Here is a 23,147-nt window from a genome sequence, read left to right on the forward strand (position 1 = left end):
ACGATGAAAGACATGAGCGATCTGGACGGGTTCGAAGTGGGGTATGACATTCCGGCGCTGCCCGGGATGGACGAGGCGCAGGTGCAGACGCCTTGCCTTGTGCTGGACCTCGATGCGCTGGAGCGCAACGTGAAGAAGATGGGCGATTACGCGGCGGCGCACGGGATGCGGCACCGGGTGCATGGCAAGATGCACAAGTCGGTGGACGTGGCGAAGTTGCAGGTCGAGATGGGCGGGGCCTGTGGCGTCTGCTGCCAGAAGGTGTCGGAGGCGGAGGTCTTTGCCCGCGGTGGCATCAAGGACGTGCTGGTGTCGAACCAGGTGCGTGATCCGCTGAAGATCGACCGCATGGCGCGCATTCCGCTGTTGGGCGCGCGGACGCTGTGCTGTGTCGATGATCTGGAGAACGTGGCCGACCTGTCGGCGGCGGCGCAGCGGCACGGCACCGAGATCGAGTGCCTTGTGGAGATCGACTGTGGCGCGGGGCGCTGCGGGGTGACGACGACTCCGGCGGTGGTGGAGATCGCCAAGGCGGTGGATGCAGCGCCGGGTTTGAAGTTCGCGGGCATCCAGGCCTACCAGGGTGCCATGCAGCACATGGATGTCTACGCGGATCGGAAGGCGAAGATCGACATTGCCGTGGCGCAGGTGAAGGATGCCGTGGATGCGCTGAAGGCCGAGGGGCTGGAGTGTGATATCGTCGGCGGTGGCGGGACGGGCTCGTATTACTTCGAGTCGACCTCGGGTGTGTACAACGAGCTGCAGTGCGGGTCTTATGCTTTCATGGACGCGGATTACGGCCGCATCCTGGACGAGAACGGCCAGCGCATCGACCGGGGTGAGTGGGAGAACGCGCTGTTCATCCTGACCTCGGTGATGAGCCATGCCAAGGCGGACAAGGCCATCGTGGATGCGGGTCTGAAGGCGCAGTCGGTGGACAGTGGGCTGCCGGTGGTGTTCGGACGCGATGACGTGGAATACGTCAAGTGCTCGGACGAGCATGGCGTGGTGATGGACCCGACCGGCGCGTTGAAGGTCAACGACAAGCTGAAGCTGGTGCCGGGGCACTGCGACCCGACCTGCAACGTGCATGACTGGTACGTGGGCATGCGCGGCGGCAAGGTGGAATGTGTCTGGCCGGTCTCGGCACGCGGAAAGGCGTACTGAGAGGGTGCGGACCGAACAGGGGGCGGCATTGCGGTGCCGTCCCCGCGATATTTCCGGGAGGATGCGATGAAGGACGTGGAACAGGCAGCGGGGATCCTGCTGGTGGGCGAGGAGGCCTGCGCCGAACTGGTCGGGCGCAAGGATGCCTTTGACGCGGTCGAGGCGGTGTTCGGCGCGATGGCGGCGGGGGATGCACGCAACTTCCCCGTGGTGCGCGAGGCGCTGGGGCACGAGGGCGCGCTCTATGGGTTCAAGTCCGGGTTCGACCGGGCGGGAATGGTGCTGGGTGTGAAGGCCGGGGGCTATTGGCCGGGCAACATGGAACGGGGCCTGACCAACCACCAGTCGACGGTCTGCCTGTTCGATTCCGACACGGGGCGGTTGTCGGCGCTGGTGGGTGGAAATTACCTGACGGCGGTCAGGACGGCGGCGTCTTCGGCGGTGTCGATCGCGCATCTGGCGCGCAAGGATTCACGCGTGCTGGGCATGATCGGCGCGGGGCACCAGTCGGCCTTCCAGTTGCGGGCGGCGGTGGAGCAGCGGTCGTTCGAGCGGGTCGTGGCCTGGAACCCGCATCCCGAGATGCTGCCGAAGCTGGGGGCGGTGGCGGCGGAGCTTGGGCTGCCGTTCGAGGCGGTGAGCGCGGAAGAGGTCTGTGCGCAGGCGGATGTCATCATCACGATTACCTCTGCCTTCGAGCCCTTGTTGATGAAAGACTGGGTGCGGCCCGGCACGCATATCGCCTGCATGGGGACCGACACCAAGGGCAAGATGGAGGTCGACGCGGCGCTGGTGGCGGCGGCGACGGTTTTTACCGACGAGGTGGCGCAATCGGTTTCGATTGGTGAGGCGCAGCACGCGGTGGCGGCGGGACTCTTGGGCGAGGTGGATATCGTGCCGATTGGTGCGGTCATCAACGGCGCGCATCCGGGACGGGTCACGGACGCGGAGATCACGTTGTTCGACGGCACCGGCGTGGGCTTGCAGGATCTGGCGGTGGCCTCGGTTGCGGCGCGGTTGGCGCAAGAGACCGGGAAGGCGTCGCGCGTGGTGCTGTAGGAGCCTCCGGCGGGAGGTATTTGGACCAAGAAGAAGCAGGGGGCGGCGCATGTGCGGCCCCCGTTTTGCGTGGAGGGACAGGCATGAAAAAGGTTCTGGTGACGCGGCGCTGGCCAGAGGCTGTGGAGCGGGCGCTTTCGGAGCGGTTCGAGGTGAGCTTCAACGAGGTGGATCAGCCGATGTCGGCGGAGGCCTTGCGGGCGGCCTTGCTGGAGTTTGACGCCCTGTGTCCGACGGTGACGGATGGCATGGGCGCGGAGGTGTTCGACGGGCTGGACGCGGTGCGCTGCAAGGTGCTGGCGAATTACGGTGTCGGCTATTCGCACATCGACGTGGCGGCGGCGCAGCGGCTGGGGATCGTGGTGACGAACACGCCCGACGTGCTGTCCGATTGCACGGCGGATATTGCCATGACGCTTTTGTTGATGGCAGCGCGGCGCGCCGGGGAAGGTGAGCGCGAGGTGCGGGCCGGTCAGTGGTCGGGCTGGCGGCCGACGCACCTGGTGGGGACGAAGGTCAGCGGCAAGGTGCTGGGGATCGTGGGCTTTGGCCGGATCGGGCGCGAGATGGCGCGGCGGGCGCATTTCGGGTTCGGGATGGAGATCGTCGTCTATAATCGCTCGGCGGTGGCGCCGGAGGTGCTTGAGGCGTTTGGCGCGCGGCAGATGGGGTTGGAGGAGGTCCTGGCGGCGTCGGATTTCGTGTCGCTGCATTGCCCGGGCGGCGCGGAGAACCGGCATCTGATTGGTGCGGAGGCCATGGCTGCGATGAAGCCGGGTGCGTTCCTCATCAATACGGCGCGGGGCGAGGTGGTGGACGAACTGGCGCTGGTTGCGGCGGTGCGCTCGGGGCATCTGGGGGGCGCGGGGCTGGACGTCTTTGACGGGGAGCCGGTGGTGCGTCAGGAGGTGCTGGATTGTCCGGGGCTGGTGCTGTTGCCGCATCTGGGAAGCGCCACGGCGGAGACGCGGGATGCCATGGGGTATTGCGCCCTGGACAACCTGACGGCGTTTTTTGAAGGGTACGCGCCGCCGAACCGGGTGGCGTGACCGTCAGTCGAGGCCCCAGAAGGCGGTGATGCGGCGGATGGCGCAGATGTCGACGTCGGACATGTGCTCGGCCATCAGGCCGCAGCCGGTGTCCGGGTCGATGGGGACGGCGTGGCCGAAGCCTGACAGCTCCCATGTCTCGAGGCGCGGTGTGCCGGAGGTGTCGGTGTAGGTGCGGCGGGTGGCGGCGCCGATCGTGTCGGTGCTGGCGGGCGATGCGGCGAGGCCCATGACGGTGGTCCATTGCTCGGTCAGTTCGGTCAGGTTGCGCGGGTCGACGGTGTCGTCGTCGGCGCCTTGCCAGATCGAGAGCAGGGGCCATTGGGCCGGGGAACTGCCGACCTCGGTGATGTAGCTGGCCCATGTGTCGGGGCTGCGGTCGGTGCGGCTGTAGCCGTAGATGCCGCAGGCGTAGATCGCGTCGAGGCCGTCGAGGCCGAACCAGTTTTTCCAGTACCATGCCGTGTCCCAGAGGCTTGCCGGTCGGTTGCAGCCGTAGGGTACGCCCGCAATGATCGCCCCCCCGGCGAAGCGGTCGGGGTGGTTGGCGAGCATCACGGCGCTCATGCCGCCGCCGCCGGAGAGGCCGAGGACATGGACCTTGGCCGGGTCGGCGCCCTGCGTGGCGAGGACGTGGTCGATCATGGCCATGATGGAGGCGCTTTCGCCCTGGCCCGGCTGGTTGTCGTCGGTGTCGTAGAAGCGAAAACAGCGGTTCGACATGTTGTCGGGGTCCTGTTCCGGCAGGAGCAGGAGGAAGGGCGTTTCGTCCGCCAGCCGGGTCAGGCCGGTTTCGTCGTCGAAGCGGTCCGCCTTGAGTGTGCAGCCGTGCAGGGCGACGACGAGGGGCAAGCCGGTGGCGTCGCCCGGTGGGGTGTGCAGGAACATCCTCAGCGCGCCCGGATTGGGGCCGAAGTCGGTGATTTCCTCCAGCGCGAGGGCGGTGGTCGGCAGCAGCAGGAGGGCGCAGAGGAGACGGAGGAGGGGCATGGACGTGCAATCTATTGGTGTGAATTGGCGTCATCCTCAACCCTGTGTTCAGTGGGGTCAATGTCTGGCGGAGGGGATGGGTGGATGCGGGGACGAGTGGCGCGACGTTGACGCCTGCTTTGGTGGCAAAATGCCCGTTTGCTGCCCGGTAATGAGGCCAAGTTTTGTGGCGCTGCTTTACATTGCGGCCCATGGCTGGCCAATTGATCGTTAACGCATCGACTTCGAGGGCTCCATGGCGATCACCGCAAGCATCCGTCACCTGACGCATTACAAGTATGACCGGCCGGTGACGCTGGGCCCGCAGATCATCCGGCTGCGGCCGGCGCCGCATTCGCGGACGCGGGTGATCTCGCATTCGCTGAAGGTCGGGCCGGAGCCGCATTTCGTCAATCACCAGCAGGATATCTATGGCAACTGGCTGGCGCGGTTCGTCTTTCCCGAGCCGGTGACGGAGCTGCGCATCGAGGTCGACCTGGTGGCCGACATGACGGTCTACAACCCGTTCGACTTCTTCCTCGAGGAAGGGGCGCGGGAGTGGCCGTTCGAGTATCCGGCAGAGCTGGAAGGCGATCTGGGCATGTACCGCAAGGCGGTGGAGATGACGCCGCTTGTGAAGAAGTGGGTCGACTCGGTGCCGCGCACGCCGACGGGGACCGTGGATTTCCTCGTCGATCTGAACGCGCGGCTGGAGAAGGAAATCGACTACCTGATCCGCATGGAACCCGGCGTGCAGACGCCGGAGGAGACGCTGGAAAAGGGCTCGGGCTCGTGCCGGGATACCTCGTGGTTGCTCATCAACATCCTGCGGCACCTGGGGTTTGCGACGCGATTTGTCTCGGGCTACCTGATCCAGTTGAAGCCGGATCTGGAGGCGCTGGACGGGCCGTCGGGGACGGATCACGACTTTACCGACCTGCATGCTTGGTGCGAGGTCTACCTGCCGGGGGCGGGGTGGATCGGGTTGGATCCGACGTCGGGGCTGCTGACCGGGGAAAGCCATATTCCGCTGGCCGCCACGCCGCATTATGCCAATGCTGCGCCGATCGTGGGCGGCTTTACCGGCGATCCGAACACGCAGACGGATTTCAACTTCGAGATGGAGGTGCACCGGGTCGCGGAGCATCCGCGCATCACCAAGCCGTTTTCCGAGGAAAGCTGGCAGGCGCTGGATGCGCTGGGGCGCGAGGTGGACAAGGTGATGGAGGCCGAGGACATGCGGCTGACCATGGGCGGTGAGCCGACGTTCGTGTCCATCGACGATTTCGAGAGTGCGGAGTGGAACACCGCCGCCGTGGGCCCGACGAAACGTGACCGCGCCGACCAGTTGATCCGGCGGCTGAGGACGCGGTTCGCGCCGGGGGGCTTCCTGCATTACGGGCAGGGCAAGTGGTATCCGGGCGAGACCCTGCCGCGCTGGACGTTCAGCCTGTTCTGGCGGCGCGACGGTGAACCCATCTGGAAGAACCCCGACCTGGTGGCGCCGGAGACGCAGACCGGGGCGACGGCAGAGGATTCCGAAGCCTTCATGGAGACCTTTGCAGCCACGCTGGGGATCGACGCGGAATACGTGCGACCGGCCTACGAGGACCCGGCGGAATGGGTGCTGAAAGAGGCGGGGCTGCCGATCAACGTCACACCCGACGATCCCAAGCTGAAGGACCCGGAGGCGCGGGCGCGGATCGCACGGGTGTTCAATCGCGGCCTGACGAAGCCTGCGGGACACGTGTTGCCGATCCAGAGATGGCAGGGCAAGGCGCGGAAATCGAACTGGATTTCCGAGAAGTGGAAGACGCGGCGGGGGCATATCTTCCTGATCCCGGGGGACAGCCCGGTGGGGTTCCGTCTGCCGCTGGGGACGCTGCCGTTCATTCCAGCGTCGTCCTATCCCTATACCTATACGGCTGACCCGAGCGTGCCGGTCGCGGCGCTTCCGAACTTTCACGCGGAGATCGAGGAGCGGCGGCGGCTGATCCTGGAAGAGTTGGAGCGGATCGCGAAGGAAGAGGCCGACGTGCTGCCCGAGGTCACGTCGCAGCACACCCAGCCCGTATCGGGTGTGAAACCCGAAGAGGGCGGGCGGCAGTCGCGGCAGAACCCGATGAGCATGGAGGGGGTCGATCCGGCCCTGGGCTACGTGCGCACGGCGATTGCCATCGAGCCGCGCGACGGGAGGCTGTGCCTGTTCATGCCGCCTGTGGGCCAGCTTGAGGATTATCTGGAACTGTTGGCGGCGGCAGAGACCACCGCCGAGGAATTGGGACTGCCGATCCATATCGAAGGCTACGCGCCGCCCTCGGACAGCCGTCTGAACGTGATCCGCGTGGCGCCCGATCCCGGCGTGATCGAGGTGAACATCCACCCGGCGCAGAATTGGGGCGACTGTGTCGCCATCACCGAAGGGGTCTACGAGGAAGCGCGGCAATCGCGCCTTGGGGCCGACAAGTTCATGATCGACGGCAAGCATGTGGGTACGGGCGGCGGCAACCACGTGGTGGTGGGCGGTGCCACGACCTATGACTCGCCCTTCCTGCGGCGGCCTGACCTGTTGCGGTCCTTGATCCTGTATTGGCAGCGGCATCCGGCGCTGTCCTATCTGTTCAGCGGGTTGTTCATCGGTCCGACCAGCCAGGCGCCCCGGATCGACGAGGCGCGGCATGATACGCTCTACGAGTTGGAGATCGCGCTTGCGCAGATCCCGGACCCTTGGGACGACTACCCGACGCCACAGCCCTGGTTGGTGGATCGGCTCTTGCGCAACATGCTGATCGACGTGACCGGCAACACCCACCGCGCCGAGCTGTGCATCGACAAGATGTTCTCGCCCGATGGGCCGACGGGGCGATTGGGGCTGCTGGAGTTCCGGGGCTTCGAGATGCCGCCGGACCCGCGCATGTCTTTGGCGCAGCAGTTGCTGATCCGGGCGATCCTTGCGCGGCTGTGGAAGGCGCCGATCAAGGGCAAGCCGGTGCGCTGGGGGACGCAGTTGCACGACCGATTCATGCTGCCGCATTTCGTCTGGGCCGACTTCATGGACGTGCTGCGCGACCTGCGCGAGAACGGATTCGAGATGCGGCCCGAGTGGTTCGAAGCGCAGCGCGAGTTCCGCTTCCCTTTTGCGGGCGAGGTGACTTACGACGGCGTCACGCTGGAAGTGCGGCAGGCGCTGGAGCCCTGGCATGTGCTGGGCGAGCGCGGGGCCATCGGCGGGACAGTGCGGTACACGGATTCGAGCGTGGAGCGGATGCAGGTGCAGCTGACCACGCTGAACCCGGATCGCTACATCGTCACGGCGAACAAGCGGCCCGTGCCGCTGGTCGATACGGGCACGAGCGGTGTGAAGGTGGGCGGCGTACGCTTCAAGGCGTGGCAACCCGCCGAGGCGCTGCACCCGGTGCTGGGCGTCGATGCGCCGCTGGTCTTCGACGTGTTCGACACCTGGTCTGGTCGCGCGCTGGGCGGGTGTACCTACCACGTCGCGCATCCGGGCGGGCGCAATTACGACACCTTCCCGGTGAACACCAACGAGGCGGACGCGCGGCGTCTGGCGCGGTTCGAGAAGTTCGGTCATACTCCGGGCTCTTATTGGCCCGCGACCGAAGTCCCGCATCCGGAATTCCCGATGACGCTGGATCTGAGGCGCTCTCCCGGGATCTGACCGGGGTCTGAACTTGGGACTGTGACATGGCTGACGGTGGCAGCGAGGACAAGCGCCCGAACGCGCTGGCAGGGTATCGGCCCCCGGACGGGGTGGCCGATGAACTGCTGCGTGCCGATGGGACGCTGCGGCCCGTCTGGCAGCCGCTGATCGACCACCTGTCGAAGCGCGGACCCGAGGCGCTGGCGGCGGATTTCGCGCGTGGCGACCAGTACCTGCACGACGCGGGGGTCTATTACCGGCAGTACACCGGGTCGGAGTCGGATGTGCGGGACTGGCCGCTGAGCCACCTGCCGGTGATGATCGCCGAAGACGAATGGAACGGGCTGGCCGATGGTCTGGTGCAGCGGGCCGAACTGCTGGAGCGGCTGATGGCGGATCTGTATGGCCCCGCCGAGGTGGTGGCGAAGGGGCTGCTGCCGCCCGCGCTGATCGCGCAGAACCCCGAATGGCTGCGGCCCCTTGTGGGGGTCACGCCGCGCTCGGGGCATTTCCTGCATGTGCTGGCGTTCGAGGTGGGGCGGTCTCCGGACGGGTCGTGGATCGTGCTGGGGGACAGGACACAGGCGCCTTCGGGGCCGGGGTTCGCGCTGGAAAACCGGATGGCCACGACGCGGGTCTTTCCGGAGCTGTTCCCCAAGGCCAACGTGCATCGGCTGGCGGGGTTCTTTCGCGCGCTGCGGGACGAGTTGCAGGCGTTGCGGGGGCCGGGGGGCGGTCATGCGGCGATCCTGACTCCGGGCCAGCATACCGATACCTACTTCGAGCACGCCTATATCGCGCGCTATCTGGGGATGCTGCTGCTGGAATGCGCCGACCTGACGGTCACGGACGACGGGCTGATGGTGCGCACGGTGAACGGGCTGGAGCCGGTGAGCGTGTTGTGGCGGCGGATGGATGCGCGCTTTGCCGATCCACTGGAACTGGACGAGACCTCGGCCATTGGCACGCCGGGGATGGTGTCGGCGCTGCGCGCGGGCAAGGTGTCGATGCTGAACGCGCTGGGGTCGGGCGTGCTGGAGGCGCGGGCGCTGATGGCCTTCCTGCCGCGCATCTGCCAGCAGCTGACGGGCGAGGCGCTGAAGCTGCCCAATATCGCGACGTGGTGGTGCGGGCAGACGCGCGAGCGGATGCATGTCAGCGAGAACCTCGAACGGATGATGATCGCGCCGGCGATGTCGACGGCGCTGCCCTTCGAGGTGGATGGCTCCACGGCCTTGGGCGGGCGGTTCCGCGACACGGCGCGCGGCGCGGTGCGAGACTGGCTGGAGGCAAACGGTGCCGATCTGGTGGGGCAGGAGGCGGTGACGTTGTCCACCACGCCCGCGATGATCGAAGGCAAGATGGTGCCGCGTCCCATGGTGATCCGCGCCTTTGCGGTGCGCACGGGCGCGGGTTGGGAGGTCATGCCGGGCGGCTATGCGCGCATCGGGCGGACCGATGACCCGACCGCGCTGGCGATGCAATCGGGCGGGTCGGTGGCGGACGTCTGGGTGGTGTCGGACAAGCCGGTGACTGCGGTGACGCTGAGCGGCACACCCGACGCGCCTTTCACGCGGCACACGCCGGAGAGGCTGCCCGCGCGGGCGGCGGACAACCTGTTCTGGCTGGGGCGCTATGTCGAGCGGGCGGAACATGCGGTGCGCTCGCTCAGGGCGTATCACCTGAGGGTGGCCTCGACCGGGCTGACGGCGGGGACGGGGACCGTGGCGCCGCCGCTGGTGGCGCGGATGCGCGGGATGCTGGACGGGCAGGGGCTGGGCGAGGGCGCGGTGCCTTCGGAGCTGCTGGGGCTGTTCGACGCGGCGCTGGGCTGTGTCGGTCCGGTGCGGGACCGCTTTTCCGACGATGGCTGGCACGCTTTGAAGGAGGTGCAGGGGCTGGCGCGCGACCTGGCGCGGCAACCGCTGGAAGGCGACGGCGCGGCGCGGGCCATGAGCCAGCTTCTGCGCAAGCTGGCGGGGTTTTCCGGCCTCGTGAACGAGAACATGTTCCGCGCGGCGGGCTGGCGGTTCATGAACATGGGCCGCGAGGTGGAGCGCGGCACGCAGGTGGCGCTGATGCTGGCGGATCTGGCCGACCCGGAGGCGGCGGCGGGCGCGCTGGATGCGGCGATCGAGATCGGCGACAGCGTGATGGCGCATCGGCGGCGCTATTCGTCGGTCACGCGGCGCGAGAGCGTGGTGGACCTGATGGCGCTGGACCCGGACAACCCGCGCGCGGTGGCGTTCCAGGTGTCGCGGCTGGTGAAGGATCTTTCGCGCCTGCCGCAGCCCTATGACAGCACGCAATTGGGCGGGGCGGCGCGGGCGCTCTTGACCCTGTCCACCGATCTGGCCGTGGCGGAGCCGGGCGAGATGGACAGCGACGGGCTGCGCGACGTGGCGGCGCGACTGATGGTGATTTCGGACCTGTTGACGCGGCAGTACATGAGTTGACCATGTTGTATGACCTGACGCTCGCCATCCGATACCAGTACGAGACCCCGGCCTCGGCGGCGCGGACGGTGCTGCGGATGCGGCCCTTGGACAATATGCGGCAGCGGGTGCTGTCGGGCGTGGTGACCTGCGAGCCTGTGCCAGCGTCGCGGTCGGAAGAGGTGGACTTCTTTGGCAACGCACTGACGGCGGTGATGTTCTCGCAGCCGCTGGACGAGGTGACGTTCCGGTTCGAGGGGCGGGTGGAGTGCATGGCGCGCGATGTCGTCATGGACCTGTCGCCGCCGCTGGGGCTGCTGGGGCAGGAGGTGGCATCGGAGATCGGGCTGGGGGCGTTGTCGCCGCATCATTTCATGGGCGCTTCGGCGCGGGTGGTGCCGGGGGGCGAGATCGCGGCCTTTGGGCATGAGGTGACGAACGTGGCGCAGACCGCCTTGGAGGCGGTGGACGCGGTGAGTCGCGCCCTGCACGATTGGTTCGATTTCGACGCCACGGCGACGGATGTGACGACCGACCCGGTGGAGGCTTTCGTCAAGCGGCGCGGCGTCTGTCAGGACATCAGCCATGTGATGATCGGCGCCCTGAGGGCCGTGGGGGTGCCTGCGGGCTATGTCTCGGGTTTCTTGCGGACCGAGCCGCCGAAGGGGCAGCCGCGGCTGGAGGGAGCGGATGCGATGCATGCCTGGGTGCGCGCCTGGTGCGGGGTCGACGTGGGCTGGGTGGAGATCGACCCGACCAACGACATGCGCGCGGGGCTGGATCACGTCGCGGTCGCCTATGGGCGGGACTATGCGGATGTGGCACCCGTCAAGGGATCGCTGCGCAGTGCCGGGGCCCATGTGACTGAACACGCGGTGGACATGGTGCCGGTTCTGGAGACGGCCTGAGGGTTTTTCCGGGGTGTTTCGCTTTGGCTGCGCCAAAGCGACCGGCGCGCGGCCTGCGGCTGCGCGTGGTTTGGGGAGTAAGGCCGCTAACCCGTCTTTGGTTTGTCATGCATCATATGATGGGTGTGGGCGCTGCCCCCTCACCCAACTGTTGTTTGTCATGCAAAGCATGACAGTGTGGGCGCTGCCCCCACACCCCCGAGGTATTTGCAAAACCAAAGAAGCAGGGGCGTTTCAGGTGTGACGCCGGGCCGGGGGGAAGGTCAGGGTGATGGTGGTGCCTTTGCCGGGGGCGGTGTCCACCGTGAGGGTGGCGTTCATGCTTTCGGCGGCGCGGGCGACCGAGGTGAGGCCGAGTCCCTGACCGGGGCTGTCCGGGCCTTTCTGACCGGGTTCGAGATAGCGGGCGGCGTCCCCGGGGGACATGCCGCTGCCGGTGTCGGTCAGGCCGATGGCGGTGGTGCCGTCGGGAGTGGCGCGGGCGAAGAGGTGGAGTTCGCCCGAGTCGGTGTGGCGCAGGGCGTTGACGATCAGGTTGGAGAGGCTGCGGATCAGGAGGACCGGGTCGCCCTTGATCGGCGTGTCCGAGCGGGTGTAGCGGAAGGTGAGGCCTTTGGCCGTCACCTCGTCCTCGAACATGGCGTGGACGTTGTCGAGGACGGTCGCGGCGGGTAAGACCTCGTGTCCGTCGGCGTCCGGTGCGGGCAGATGGGCGGCGTGGCGGTCGCCCGAGTCTGGGACTGGGTCGGGATCCGAGTCGGGGACGGTGTCCCTGAGGCCGGAGGCCACGGATTGCAGGTAGTCGATGGCCTGCCTGAGGTGGTCGCGGCGCGTGTCGTCGAGGGCACCGTCGCGGCTGACGGCGGTGCGCAGCGCGGCCAGAGGTTGCACGAGGTCGTGGCCGAGGGTGGCGTAATGCGTCTGCCTGCGCTTGGCGTCGCGGCGGAAGCGGTCGTAAGCGCGTTCGCGGTCGCGGAGTTCGCGGGAGAGGCGGAGCTTCTCGGTCGAGGCGGCGAGTTCGGCGCGGATGGCGCGGTCGCGGGCCTTGCGGATCTCGGCCACGCGCCCGATCAGGGCAAAGCCGAAGGCCATGGCAAAGATCGACAGGAGGGAGCGGTTGACCTCGTGGGCCTCCATGCCGGGGGGCGTGTTGTCGAAGGCGATGCGTAGAGTCAGGGAGACACTGGCGATCAGGAGCGCGCCGGTGAGGATCGGCCAGCCGCCGCCTTGTCGGCTGCGGATGGCGTGCAGGCTGGTGAGGATGAAGGTGGCAAGGCTAGCGGCGAAGGCTGTTTGGGACAGCAGGTCGATGGTGGTGAGCCTCGGCAGGAGCAGGCAGAGCAGGGCCGTGGCGGCCTGAAACGCGAGGTTGGCGCGGACCGGCGTGGTCCAGCGGTCCAGCCGGAACATCAGCAGCAGGAGCGTCAGCCCGCCCGCGTAGGTCAGGTGCAGGAAGACGTAGGCCAGCCGCAGGGCGGTGAACTGGTTGTCGACCAGCCCGAGTTGGTGGAGCGCGCCGGACTCCGCGAGCGACCAGAGCAGGCCGGAGAGCATGAGACCGGCAAAGGCGAAGCTGATGGCGCGGCCGATCAGGGGCATGGACATCAGGACAAAGACGATCACGCCGAGCATCGAGCCGTAGAAGATACCGGACCAGAGGAATTTGCTGCTTTCCGAGGCCCAGACCGGGTCGAAGGCGGCGATGCGGAGGTCGATGGGGGCGGATTGCAGCGGGTCGAGCCGCATCAGAATCGTGGTGGTCTCGCCCGGGGCGAGGGTGAGGTCTGTCATGACGTGGCGATGCGGGACGGGGCGCGCGGTGAAGGGTGAGGAAAGATCGAGGCTCAGGAGGGGTTGCGGGGCGCCTTGAGTGGTCTGCCAGATCGAGACGCCGCGGAAGCGACTGGTGCGGGTGTCGATCAGCCAGCGGCCATGACGGTCGAGCGTGTTCCGGACGCTGAAGCGGACCCAGATGGCGGCGGCGTTGCCTGCGGGGCGGAGCCTGTCCGGGTGCAGGGTTTCCGTTGCTTGGGCAGACCATTCGGTCGAAGCGGCTGCCTCGGTGGGGGAGAGGCAGCAGATGGGCTCGACCAAAGCCTGTGCGGCGGGGGTGATGTGCTGCCAGAAGGTGCCGCTGTCGTCGGTCAGGAGGATCGGTGCCGGGGCAGGCAACTGCTGCGCGGCGACCGGCAGGGCGAGCCACAGCGGGAGGAACAGTGCGAGGAGGCGGATGAGGTGTGTCATGGGACCAGTGAAGCAGCACGGGGCGCGCCGGGACATGGGGGGGATTCCCCATAGGGTCGCGGGAGAGGCGCGGGGCGGCTCAGAGCTGGCGTTCCTGATCGAGCAACCCTTCGCGCAGGGCGTAGGCCAGAAGGGCCGCGAGCGAGTTGACGTTGAGCTTTGTCATCAGGCTGGTGCGGTGCTTTTCGACGGTCTTTGGACTGATGCAGAGCCGTTCTGCGATGCGCGCGGTCTGGTGACCGGTGGCGATGAGAGAGAGGACTTCGAGTTCGCGGGCGGTCAGGGTCTGGGTGACGGAGGCGGCTTCGAGGATCTCGGCCACGGCGCGGGCCAGGTAGTTGCCACCGGAGAGGACCGCGTGCAGGGCTTCGGTGATGTCCTCGGGGGGGCAGGTCTTGAGCAGGATGGCGTCGACCCCTGCGGCCAGCCAGTCGTTGAAGATGCCCGCCGAAGTGAAGCCGGTGAACAGGATGACGCGGGTGTCCGGGCTCCAGCGGCGGGTGTCGGTCAGAACCTCGATGCCCTTGGCGTAGGGCATGGCGGCGTCGAGGAACAGCAGGTCGGGCTTGTGTTTCTTCACCTGCGCAATGGCTTCGAGACCGTTGCGGGCCTCGGCCACGACTTCGGCGTCCGGCAGGCCGGAAAGGATGGTGCGGAGACCGCCGCGCACCACGTCGTGATCGTCTGCCAGAATGATGCGTATCAAATGAATGTTTCCCAAGGGGTTACGGCGGGTTCTTGCGGCAGGTTAGTCAAAGCGGGGCCACAGGCCAAGCCCGCAAGGCTGGATGACGCGCGGGCTGGGCACGGACGGGCTTGCGCGGAAAATCAATGCTGACCACAGAATATGCGCTGTTTCCCGCCGAAATCGGCTTTTTGCCCTGTGCCGGGGGGCAAAGTGAATTACAGTACAAAGTAACGAAAAACAAAGCGGTGTGCGGGGGCCTGAGGGCATATGAAACGGGTGGGTCTGACCTGCGTGGCAGCGGTGCTTGGGGCGTGGCCGATTTTGGCGGGGGCCTTTCCGGCGCTGGATTTCCAGTTTGCCACAGGGACGAAGGACGATCTGAAAGACAGTCTCGAGGCGGTGTCGGTTCTGACAGAACTTAAGTCGCGCGAGGATGTGGTGCCTTCGGATATCCTTGCGGCGGCGCAGGGCGATTATACCCGTCTGGTGGAGGCGCTTTATGCCCAGGGCTACTATGGCCCGGTGGTGCGCATCCTGCTGGACGGGCGCGAGGCGGCGACGATCCCGCCCTTTGAGGCGCCTGCGCGTGTGCAGCGGATCGAGGTGAAGGTCGATCCGGGCCGGATCTTTGATTTCGGATTGGCGCGGGTGGCCCCGCAGGCCCCGAATACACCGGAAACCGAGGGCTTCGACACCGGCGAACCGGCGCGGGCGAATGCCGTGCGCGCGGCGGCGCAGGATGCGGTGGAGGCCTGGCGACAGGTGGGCAATGCCAAGGCGGAGATTTCCGGGCAGGAGATCACCGCGCGCCACGATGACAGGCTGCTTGACGTCGATGTGCGGATTGATCCCGGTCGGCGCTATACCTTTGGCGACGTTCGGGTGAAGTCCGAGAGCGCGGTGAAGGATGCGCGCATCCGGCAGATCGCGGGTATTCCGCGCGGCGAGGTCTTTGACCCCGACGCGGTGGAAAAGGGCGCGGAGCGGCTGCGGGCGACGGGGACCTTTCGGTCCGTTACCCTGGACGAGGTGGCGCAGGACGGCGACCAGCTGGATATCGAGATCGACGTGACGGACCGCAAGCCGCGCCGGATCGGCGCGGGCGCGGAGCTGTCGTCGAACGAGGGGCTGACGCTGTCCGCCTTCTGGATGCATCGCAACCTGCTGGGAGGGGCCGAGCGGTTCCGGATCGACGGCGAGGTCCGCCAGCTGGGCGGCGCGGGCATGAACCCGGATTATGAAATCTCGACCCGGTTCGAGAAGCCCGCGGTGTACGGCGCGGACACTCTGTTTTTTGCCACGGCATCGGTGGCCTACGAGGACGAGCCCGATTACATCAGCGAGCGTGTCGAACTGGGGATCGGGGTGAACCAGGAGTTTTCCGACACGCTGACGGGCGAGTTGGGATTCACCCTGTCGCGGTCGAACATCACCGACCTTTATCTGCCCGGAGAACCGGAGCGGCGGCTGGATGTCTTTGCCATGCCGACGGCGCTGACATGGGACACGCGGGACGTGGCTCTGGATGCCACCGAGGGTTTCTACGTCCGCGCGGATGTCGAGCCCTTCACCATCGTGTCCGGCAATGACAGCGGCGCGCGTCTGATGCTGGACGCACGCGCCTATCGCGGCTTTGGCGAGGACAACGCGGTGGTTGCCGCCGCGCGGTTCCAGCTGGGTGCGCTGAGCGGTCCCACCGCGGCCGTAGCGCCGCCGGATTACCTTTTCTACTCGGGCGGGGGCGGGACCGTGCGCGGCCAGCCTTTTGAATCGCTCGATGCGGATTACGGCGGGACGCGGCTGGGCGGGCGCAGCTTCGTCGGCCTGTCCGGCGAGTTGCGGGTCGACGTGGCGCGCAACATCGGCGTCGTGGCCTTTGCGGATGCGGGCTACATCGGCGGCGAAAGTTTTTATGACGGCAGCGGCAACTGGCATTCGGGTGCCGGGTTGGGGCTGCGCTACGATACCCCCGTCGGGCCGATCCGGCTGGACGTGGCCGGGCCGGTGGGCGGCGATACCGGCGACGGGGTGCAACTTTATATCGGGATCGGACAGGCCTTCTGATGCGGCTTCTCATGCTTTGCCTTTGCCTGTTGTGGCCACTCAGCGCGATGGCTCAACAGGATGACCGGGGATTCATCCAGGGACTGCTGGAGGATTCCCTGTCGAACGACAACATGACGGTGCGGCTGGAAGGCTTTGCCGGGGCGCTGTCGTCGCGGGCCACCGTGGAACGCATCACCATCGCCGACCCGCAGGGCGTCTGGCTGGAGGCCGAGGGCGTGGGCCTGCAATGGGACCGTTCGGGGCTGTTGCGCGGTCGCGTGGATATCCAGGAAATCTCCATGGCGCGGCTGAACATGCCGCGTTTGCCGCAGGCCCCCGCCGAGGCGCCGACGCCCGAGGCGAAGTCGTCCTTTGCCCTGCCGGACCTGCCGGTGTCGCTGGTGCTGGAGGAGTTGCGGCTGGACGAGGTGGTCCTTGGCGAAGCGGTCATGGGCGAGGCGGCTGTGCTGTCGGTCGATGGCTCGGCCGCGCTGGCGGGCGGCGAGGGACAGGCGTCCCTGCAGATCGAGCGGCAGGATGCCGGTGGGTCGATCTCGCTGGATGGCAGCTACAGCAATGCGACGCGGGTGCTTGGGCTGGACCTGTCGGTGTCCGAGCCGGAGGACGGTCTGGTCGTGAACAAGCTGACGGTGCCGGGGCGGCCCTCGGTGGTGCTGACGCTGAAGGGCGAGGCGCCGATCGACGATTTCGAGGCGCAGATGTCGCTGGCGACCGATGGCGAGCAGCGTCTGGCCGGCACGGTGATCCTGCGCGCCGATGGCGATGCGGGCACACGGCGGTTCCGCGTCGACGTGGGCGGCGACGTGGCGCGGCTGGTGGCCCCGGAGTATCGCGATTTCCTTGGCGACGAGGTGGGTCTGGCCGCCGAGGTGGTGCAGGCGGCGGATGGCTCGGTCGAGCTGTCCGAGATGACGTTGAGCGCGCAGGCGCTGACGCTGGAAGGCTATGCCAAGGTGGGCGCGGATGGCTGGCCCGAGCGGCTGGATCTGAACGGACGCATTACGCCGCCGGATGGCGAGCGGGTGATCCTGCCGCTGGGCGGGGCCGAGACGAGCGTCGAGGGCGTGATGCTGACCGGTGTCTTTGACGCGTCGAACGGCAATGGCTGGCAACTGCGGGCGCAGGTTTCCGGCGCGCAACGCGAGGGGCTGGGGCGGCTGGACCGTCTGTCCTTTACCGGCGCGGGCGAGATCGCGCGCGAGGCACAGCGTGTGAGCGGGGTTCTGGACCTTGACGCCAGCGGGCTGGCGCTGTCGGATCAACGGCTTGCCGGGGCCGTGGGCACGGCGCTGCGCGGGCAGATGGGGTTTGACTGGCAGAACGGCGCGCCGCTGGTGCTGCGCGAGATCGACCTTGCCGGGGCGGATTATGGCCTGACGGGGCGGGTGACGGTGATATCGGACGACCCGCTGAACCCGGTTGTGGAACCGGACCTGCGGTTGCGCGCCGATGACCTGACGCGTTTTGCCGAGCTGGCAGGGATTGCGCTGGACGGTGCGGCGGAACTGTCGATCAGCGGGCAGGCGCTGCCGACCACCGGCGGTTTCGATATCGTGCTGGATGGCACGACACGCGGTCTGGCAACGGGAATCGACGCAGTCGATCCCTTGCTGGAAGGTGTCGGGTCGCTGCGGCTGGAGGCGCGGCGCAACGAGACCGGCCTGTATGCCGATCTGTTGCGCGTGGCGACGCAGGCGGTGCGCATCGACGGCACGGCTCAGGTGGCGAGCGGCACGGGCAAGGCCGATCTGGACGTGGTGCTGAACGACACGACCAAGGTGTTGCCCGGGGTCGAGGGCGAGACGCAGTTGACGCTGAAGGCCGAGCAGGGCGCCGAGGGCTGGCAGATCGACCTGAACGGGGTGATCCCGGACGTGGCGACGCTGTCCTACGTCGGTGTCGTCGACACCGGGCGGTCGGACGGGCCGGATGTGTCCGGGCGGCTGAACGCGCAGGTGGCGCGGCTCTCGCCGTTTTCGCAGGTGGCCGGGCGGTCGCTGACCGGCGCGGCGAACCTGACGGTGACGGGTGAGGGGCGCGTGGGCGCACAGACTTTTGACGTGGCGGTCGAGGCGCGGACGGTGAATGTCGCGGTCGGGCTGGCGACGGTGGACCCGCTGCTGGACGGCGTGTCGGAGCTGACCTTCTCGGCGCGGCGGGGCGTGGACAAGGTGTTCGTCTTGGAGAACCTGGATTACTCGGGTCAGGGGACAATCGTGCTGGATGGCACGGTGTCTGGCGCCTCGGTCGACGATCTGGCGGTGGACGGTCGGCTGGAGGTCAGCGAGATGCGGCTGGCGGCGCTTTCCGGCGTGGCGGGGCGTAATTTGGCGGGGCGGTTGAGCGCTGCGCTTGATGCACAAGGGCAGGTGCTGGACGGGCCGCTGACGCTGTCTGGCAATGTCAGCGGCGAGGGCATTGCCCTGTCGATCCCGGCGGTGGATCCGCTGGTGGGCGGGGACGTGGGGCTGGTGGTGGACCTGTCCCGCGATGCGGCTGGCCTGATCGACGTGCGGCGGCTGGAACTGACGGGTCCCGCCTCGGCCTCGTTCACCGGCACCGTGGCGGGGCTGCGCGAGGATCAACTGCGGGTCAATGGCCGCGCCGAGGGGCGTATTCCGAACCTGTCCGCCTTGTCCGGGCTGACCGGGCAGCGGCTGTCGGGGGCCGTGCGCTTTGACACGGATGTGGCGCTGGTGCAGCCGGATGGGCCGGTGAATGTGACCGGGCAACTTGTGGCGCAGGACCTGGGGATCGGGAATGCCTCGCTGGACCCGTTCCTGCGAGGGACCACGTCGGTCGATCTGAGCCTTGAGCGGACGGCGGGTGGCGCGCTGCGCATCCAGCGGTTGACGGTGGACGGATCGTCGATTGACGGGTCTGTCACCGGGTCGCTGGCGTCGAGCGCGGCGGACCTGTCGGTGAACGTGACCGTGGCCGGGATCGAGCGGCTGGTGCCGGAACTGCCGGGCGCGCTGCGCGTGTCCGGTACGGCGAGCCATTCCGGGGGCGACTGGCGGCTGAACCTTGACGGCACAGGGCCGGGAGGGATCGGCGCGCAGGTGAATGGCACCGTGGCGCAGAATTTCCGGACGATGAATGTCAGCCTGAACGGCTCGGCGCCGCTGGCGCTGGCCAACGGGCGGTTGGCGCCGCAGGTGGTGTCGGGCGTTCTGGTTTTTGATGTGGCGGTGCGTGGCGCGCCTGCGCTGTCCTCGGTCAGTGGGCGGTTGTCGACGACGGGCGCGCGGTTCGCCGCCCCGGCGCTGGACATCTCGGTCGAGGATCTCACGGGGGGCGTGTCGCTGACGGCGGGGCGTGCGCAGGTGGACATGGCCGGACGGCTGTCCACCGGCGGGCAGGTCGTCGTCACTGGCCCGATCACGCTGAGCGCGCCTTTCCCGGCGTCTCTGGTGGTCGAACTTCGGCAGGCGGGACTGCGCAAGGCGGATATGTTCGACACGACGGCGAACGGGCGGATCACCGTGGACGGCCCGCTGACCGGCGGCGCACGCATCGCGGGGCGCATCGACCTGGGGCAGGTCGAGGTGCGGGTGCCCAACATCGGCCCGAGCTATTCGGCGCTGGACGGGCTGAAGCATGAGAACATGCCCGCTGACGTGCAGCGGACGCTGATGTTCGCGGGCCTTGGTCCCAAGGCGCAGGCGGCGCAGCAGGGCGCGTCCTTGCCGCCCTATCCGCTGGACATCCTCGTCAGCGCACCGAACCGGATTTTCGTGCGGGGCCGGGGGCTTGATGCCGAGTTGGGGGGCAGCCTGCGTCTGACGGGCACGTCTGCGGATATCGTGCCGGTGGGGCAGTTCGACCTTGTGCGTGGCCGTCTGGACCTGCTGGGGCGGCGTCTGGACCTGACCACGGGTGAGGTGTCCATGCGTGGCAGTTTCACGCCTTTCGTGAACTTCGAGGCGACGACCACGATCGAGGATACCGAGATCACCATCCGTCTGTCGGGCGAGGTGTCGCAGCCGGAATTGACGGTGACCTCTTCGCCGGAACTGCCTGAGGACGAGGCGCTGGCGTTTTTCCTGTTCGGGCAGTCGGTGACAGAGCTGTCGCCCCTGCAGGCGGTGCAGCTGGCTGCTGCGGTGCGGACGTTGTCCGGGCAGGGCGGTCTGGGTATCCAGGAGAATATCCGCTCGGGGCTTGGGGTCGATGATCTGAACGTCGGGACAAACGCGGACGGCACGATCGAGGCGAGCGTGGGCAAGTATATCTCGGAAAACGTCTATACGGATGTGACCGTCAATGCCGATGGCCAGAGCGAGGTGAACCTGAACCTGACGTTGACGCCCAGCGTGACGGTGCGTGGGCGCGTGTCGTCGGATGGGACCAGTGGTCTGGGCGTGTTCTTTGAGCGGGATTATTGAGCGCCGCGCTGCGCGCGGGTGGGGGCTCTGCCCCCGCCTCTCCTGCGGAGCGACTCCCCCGAGGGTATTTGGATCAAGATGAAGGAGCGGGGGCGTGTCCTTGCCGGCGGTGAGCGGTGCAGGGACACGCGGAGTGGCGGGGGCCGGGCCCCGCCGGTGTCATTCCGCGTCGGGCTGGTTTGGCGGCGCGGCGTTGCGGAAGGCGTGCAGCACGTCGCAGGCCGCGAAGATGCGGGCGATGGTAGGCCAGTTGTCCAGCGGTATGCCGAAGCGTTTGTTGTTCCAGACCTGCGCGTACAGGCAGATGTCAGCCAGCGTAGGCGTGTCGCCGATGCAGAAGGTGCCGGTCTCGGGTGCGGCGGCGAGCATCGTTTCCATGGCCTGAAAGGTTTCGGCCACCCAATGGGTGAACCATGCCTTTTGCGCGTCGGCATCAGCGCCGTAACCTGCCGCGATGTGCTGGAGGACGCGGAGGTTGTTGAGCGGATGGACCTCGCAGGCGATCATGTAGGCGTAGGCGCGGGCCTTGGCCTTTGCCAGAGGATCGGCGGGGAGCAGGGCCGGTTCTGGGTGTACCTCGTCGAGGTATTCGATGATCGCGAGGCTTTGCAGCAGCATGGTGCCGTCGTCAAGCTCCAGCACCGGCACGAGGCCTGCGGGATTCTTGCGCAGGAAATCGTGCGATTTGTGCGCCTTTTCCCGCAGGGGATAGGCGGCGTAATCGTAGGGCAGTCCCTTGAGGTTCAGCGCCACGCGCAGCCGCGTCGAGGTCGACGAGCGGAAGTAGTTGTGCAGAATCATGCCCGGTCTCCGATGGTCGTGGTCAGGTCAGGCAGGCCCGCAATGGAGACGGTGACCGTGTCGCCGGGTCTGAGCGCGCCAACGCCCGCCGGGGTGCCGGTCATGATGAGGTCGCCCGGTTTCAGGGTCATGGTGCGCGAGAGGATGGCAATGACCTCGGGGGTGGACCAGATCATCTCGGACAGGTCGGCGTCCTGCTTGACGGTGCCGTTGACCGACAGCCTGATTGCGCCGTCGGGGAAGTGTCCGGTCGCGCTGACCGGGTGGATCGGGCCGATGACGGCGGAATTGTCGAAGGCCTTGCCCCAGTCCCACGGACGGCCCATGTCCTTGGCGGTCTGTTGCAGGTCACGGCGGGTCAGGTCGTTGCCTGCGGCGTAGCCCCAGACGTGGTCCAGTGCCTCGGATTCGGGGATGTTCACGCCACCCCGGCCGATGGCGACCACCAGCTCGGCCTCGTAATGGAAGTTCTCCGTCTCGGGCGGGTAGGGGATGGTCGCGCCGTTCTCAATCACCGCGTCGGCGGGTTTGGTGAAGAAGAAGGGCGGTTCGCGGTCGGGGTCCTTGCCCATCTCGCGGGCGTGGGCGGCGTAGTTGCGCCCGACGCAGAAGATGCGGCGGACGGGGAAGCGGTCTTCGGTCCCGGCCACGGGCACGGAGGGTTGCGGTTGCGGGTCGATGACATAGGCCATGGGAAGGGTCCTTGTGGTTCGGCGTCTTGGGTCGGGGACTTTTGGTTCAGCTTCTGGCCGACCCTAGCCAATTCCGACGGGAGGGACAGCCCTCTCGGGGCTTCAACCGGCGCGGATTTGCGGGAATAGTCGGGAGAGGGAAGACAAGGGAGGAACCATGCTGGTGTCGGGGGTGGTGGCCGTGGTGTTCATCGTCGGAACGGTGATGATCTCTTGGGCGGTGTATTTCGGGATGCGGCGTGTGATGGGCGAGGATTTCGCCGAGGACACCCAGACGCTGGCGGGGTCGGTCATCATCCGCGTCGCTGCGCTGCACGGGCTGATCCTGGCGCTGGTCTTTGCGCAGGAGCTGGTGGATTACACGCAATTGCAGGGCAACCTGACGGAGGAAGCCACCGCCATCGCGGATGTCTGGAACGATGCCGGGCGCTACGGAGAGGCGGTGGCTGCCGAGGTGCAACCGGCGCTGCGGCGCTACACCCAGTTGGTGATTCACGAGGAATGGGAGGTGCTGGCGCGCACCGGGCGGCTGGCACCAGAGGGCTGGCAACTGCGCGAGGTGATCTATCAGGCGGTGCTGGACCTCGACCCGGCCACGCCGCGCGAAAGCGACCTGCGGGCGCATATGGTGCACAAGGCGCAGGCCATCGCGGAACTCAGGCAGGCGCGCGAGAACACGGCACTGCACGCGGTCAACCCGCTGTTCTGGCTGGCGGCGCTGGCCGGGCTGGTGCTGGTGGCGGTGCCCTATTTCGTCTTCAGCCCGACGCGGCTGCACATGGTGCTGCTCAGCGTCTACGGCGCGTTCAGCGGGTTGGTGATGTTCGTGATCTACGCCTTCTCGGACCCGTTCGCTGCGCCGGGCGTGCTGGAGCCGCTGGCGTTTGAACGCTTGCTGGAGACGGAGATCGGTCAGCAAGTGGACTGACGCAGGGACGGCGGAGTGCGCCCCTGCGTCTGTGGTTAGTGCCGTGGGGGAGACGAAGCCCTGTTGCGACGGCCCCCGTCTCTGCGCGCCG

14 protein-coding genes are annotated in these 23,147 nt (G+C 67.4%); 9 read left to right on the forward strand and 5 right to left on the reverse strand.

Going from position 1 to position 23,147, the window contains the following annotated elements:
- Positions 1-3 precede the first annotated feature (3 nt).
- From bhcC to ACP16H_RS13380, 3 genes are all read left to right on the forward strand, one after another.
- The gene (gene bhcC / locus ACP16H_RS13370; RefSeq protein WP_425072809.1) at positions 4-1,167 is read left to right on the forward strand and encodes a 3-hydroxy-D-aspartate aldolase BhcC; all 1,164 of its coding nucleotides are present in this window, start codon (positions 4-6) and stop codon (positions 1,165-1,167) included.
- A gap of 66 nt (positions 1,168-1,233) precedes the next feature.
- Positions 1,234-2,226, forward strand: coding sequence for an iminosuccinate reductase BhcD (bhcD, locus tag ACP16H_RS13375; RefSeq protein ID WP_425072810.1), 993 nt, complete (start codon positions 1,234-1,236; stop codon positions 2,224-2,226).
- Between the two features lie 83 nt (positions 2,227-2,309).
- Entirely contained in the window at positions 2,310-3,275 is a 966-nt protein-coding gene (locus tag ACP16H_RS13380) for a 2-hydroxyacid dehydrogenase (RefSeq protein WP_425072811.1), read from the forward strand.
- A 3-nt stretch (positions 3,276-3,278) separates the two neighbouring features.
- Here ACP16H_RS13380 and ACP16H_RS13385 read toward each other — a convergent pair whose 3' ends face one another.
- A complete protein-coding gene (locus tag ACP16H_RS13385) occupies positions 3,279-4,265 on the reverse strand; it encodes an alpha/beta hydrolase family esterase (RefSeq protein ID WP_425072812.1) in 987 nt (328 codons plus the stop codon).
- Positions 4,266-4,500: 235 nt separating this feature from the next.
- Here ACP16H_RS13385 and ACP16H_RS13390 point away from each other — a divergent pair, with 235 nt between their 5' ends.
- The 3 genes from ACP16H_RS13390 to ACP16H_RS13400 are packed head-to-tail and all read left to right on the forward strand — an operon-like array spanning position 4,501 to position 11,248.
- On the forward strand, positions 4,501-7,923 hold the full coding sequence (locus ACP16H_RS13390; RefSeq protein WP_425072813.1) for a DUF2126 domain-containing protein: 3,423 nt from the start codon (positions 4,501-4,503) through the stop codon (positions 7,921-7,923).
- Between the two features lie 26 nt (positions 7,924-7,949).
- On the forward strand, positions 7,950-10,361 hold the full coding sequence (locus ACP16H_RS13395; RefSeq protein WP_425072814.1) for a circularly permuted type 2 ATP-grasp protein: 2,412 nt from the start codon (positions 7,950-7,952) through the stop codon (positions 10,359-10,361).
- Between the two features lie 2 nt (positions 10,362-10,363).
- The gene (locus tag ACP16H_RS13400) at positions 10,364-11,248 is read left to right on the forward strand and encodes a transglutaminase family protein (protein ID WP_425072815.1); all 885 of its coding nucleotides are present in this window, start codon (positions 10,364-10,366) and stop codon (positions 11,246-11,248) included.
- A gap of 234 nt (positions 11,249-11,482) precedes the next feature.
- Here ACP16H_RS13400 and ACP16H_RS13405 read toward each other — a convergent pair whose 3' ends face one another.
- Complete coding sequence (locus ACP16H_RS13405; protein ID WP_425072816.1) at positions 11,483-13,492, reverse strand: ATP-binding protein; 2,010 nt, start codon at positions 13,490-13,492, stop codon at positions 11,483-11,485.
- A 79-nt stretch (positions 13,493-13,571) separates the two neighbouring features.
- The gene (locus ACP16H_RS13410) at positions 13,572-14,198 is read right to left on the reverse strand and encodes a response regulator (RefSeq protein ID WP_425072817.1); all 627 of its coding nucleotides are present in this window, start codon (positions 14,196-14,198) and stop codon (positions 13,572-13,574) included.
- A 249-nt stretch (positions 14,199-14,447) separates the two neighbouring features.
- Between ACP16H_RS13410 and ACP16H_RS13415 the strand changes: the two genes are divergently transcribed.
- Both ACP16H_RS13415 and ACP16H_RS13420 read left to right on the forward strand, forming a co-directional pair.
- The gene (locus tag ACP16H_RS13415; protein WP_425072818.1) at positions 14,448-16,244 is read left to right on the forward strand and encodes an autotransporter assembly complex protein TamA; all 1,797 of its coding nucleotides are present in this window, start codon (positions 14,448-14,450) and stop codon (positions 16,242-16,244) included.
- Positions 16,244-20,635, forward strand: a complete 4,392-nt coding sequence (locus tag ACP16H_RS13420) for a translocation/assembly module TamB domain-containing protein (RefSeq protein WP_425072819.1) — start codon at positions 16,244-16,246, stop codon at positions 20,633-20,635. Before ACP16H_RS13415 ends, ACP16H_RS13420 begins: the two co-directional genes overlap by 1 nt.
- Positions 20,636-20,794: 159 nt before the next feature.
- Here ACP16H_RS13420 and maiA read toward each other — a convergent pair whose 3' ends face one another.
- Together maiA and ACP16H_RS13430 are read right to left on the reverse strand one after the other, a co-directional pair.
- Positions 20,795-21,436 (reverse strand): maleylacetoacetate isomerase, encoded by a 642-nt coding sequence (gene maiA, locus ACP16H_RS13425; protein ID WP_425072820.1) that lies wholly within the window; start codon positions 21,434-21,436, stop codon positions 20,795-20,797.
- A complete protein-coding gene (locus tag ACP16H_RS13430; protein WP_425072821.1) occupies positions 21,433-22,128 on the reverse strand; it encodes a fumarylacetoacetate hydrolase family protein in 696 nt (231 codons plus the stop codon). Before ACP16H_RS13430 ends, maiA begins: the two co-directional genes overlap by 4 nt.
- 157 nt (positions 22,129-22,285) lie before the next feature.
- Between ACP16H_RS13430 and ACP16H_RS13435 the strand changes: the two genes are divergently transcribed.
- Entirely contained in the window at positions 22,286-23,056 is a 771-nt protein-coding gene (locus ACP16H_RS13435) for a hypothetical protein (RefSeq protein WP_425072822.1), read from the forward strand.
- Positions 23,057-23,147 lie beyond the last annotated feature (91 nt).

Origin of the sequence: Sagittula sp. S175 (assembly GCF_049800975.1) — a bacterium.
In the GTDB taxonomy this organism is placed as follows: Bacteria; Pseudomonadota; Alphaproteobacteria; order Rhodobacterales; family Rhodobacteraceae; genus Sagittula.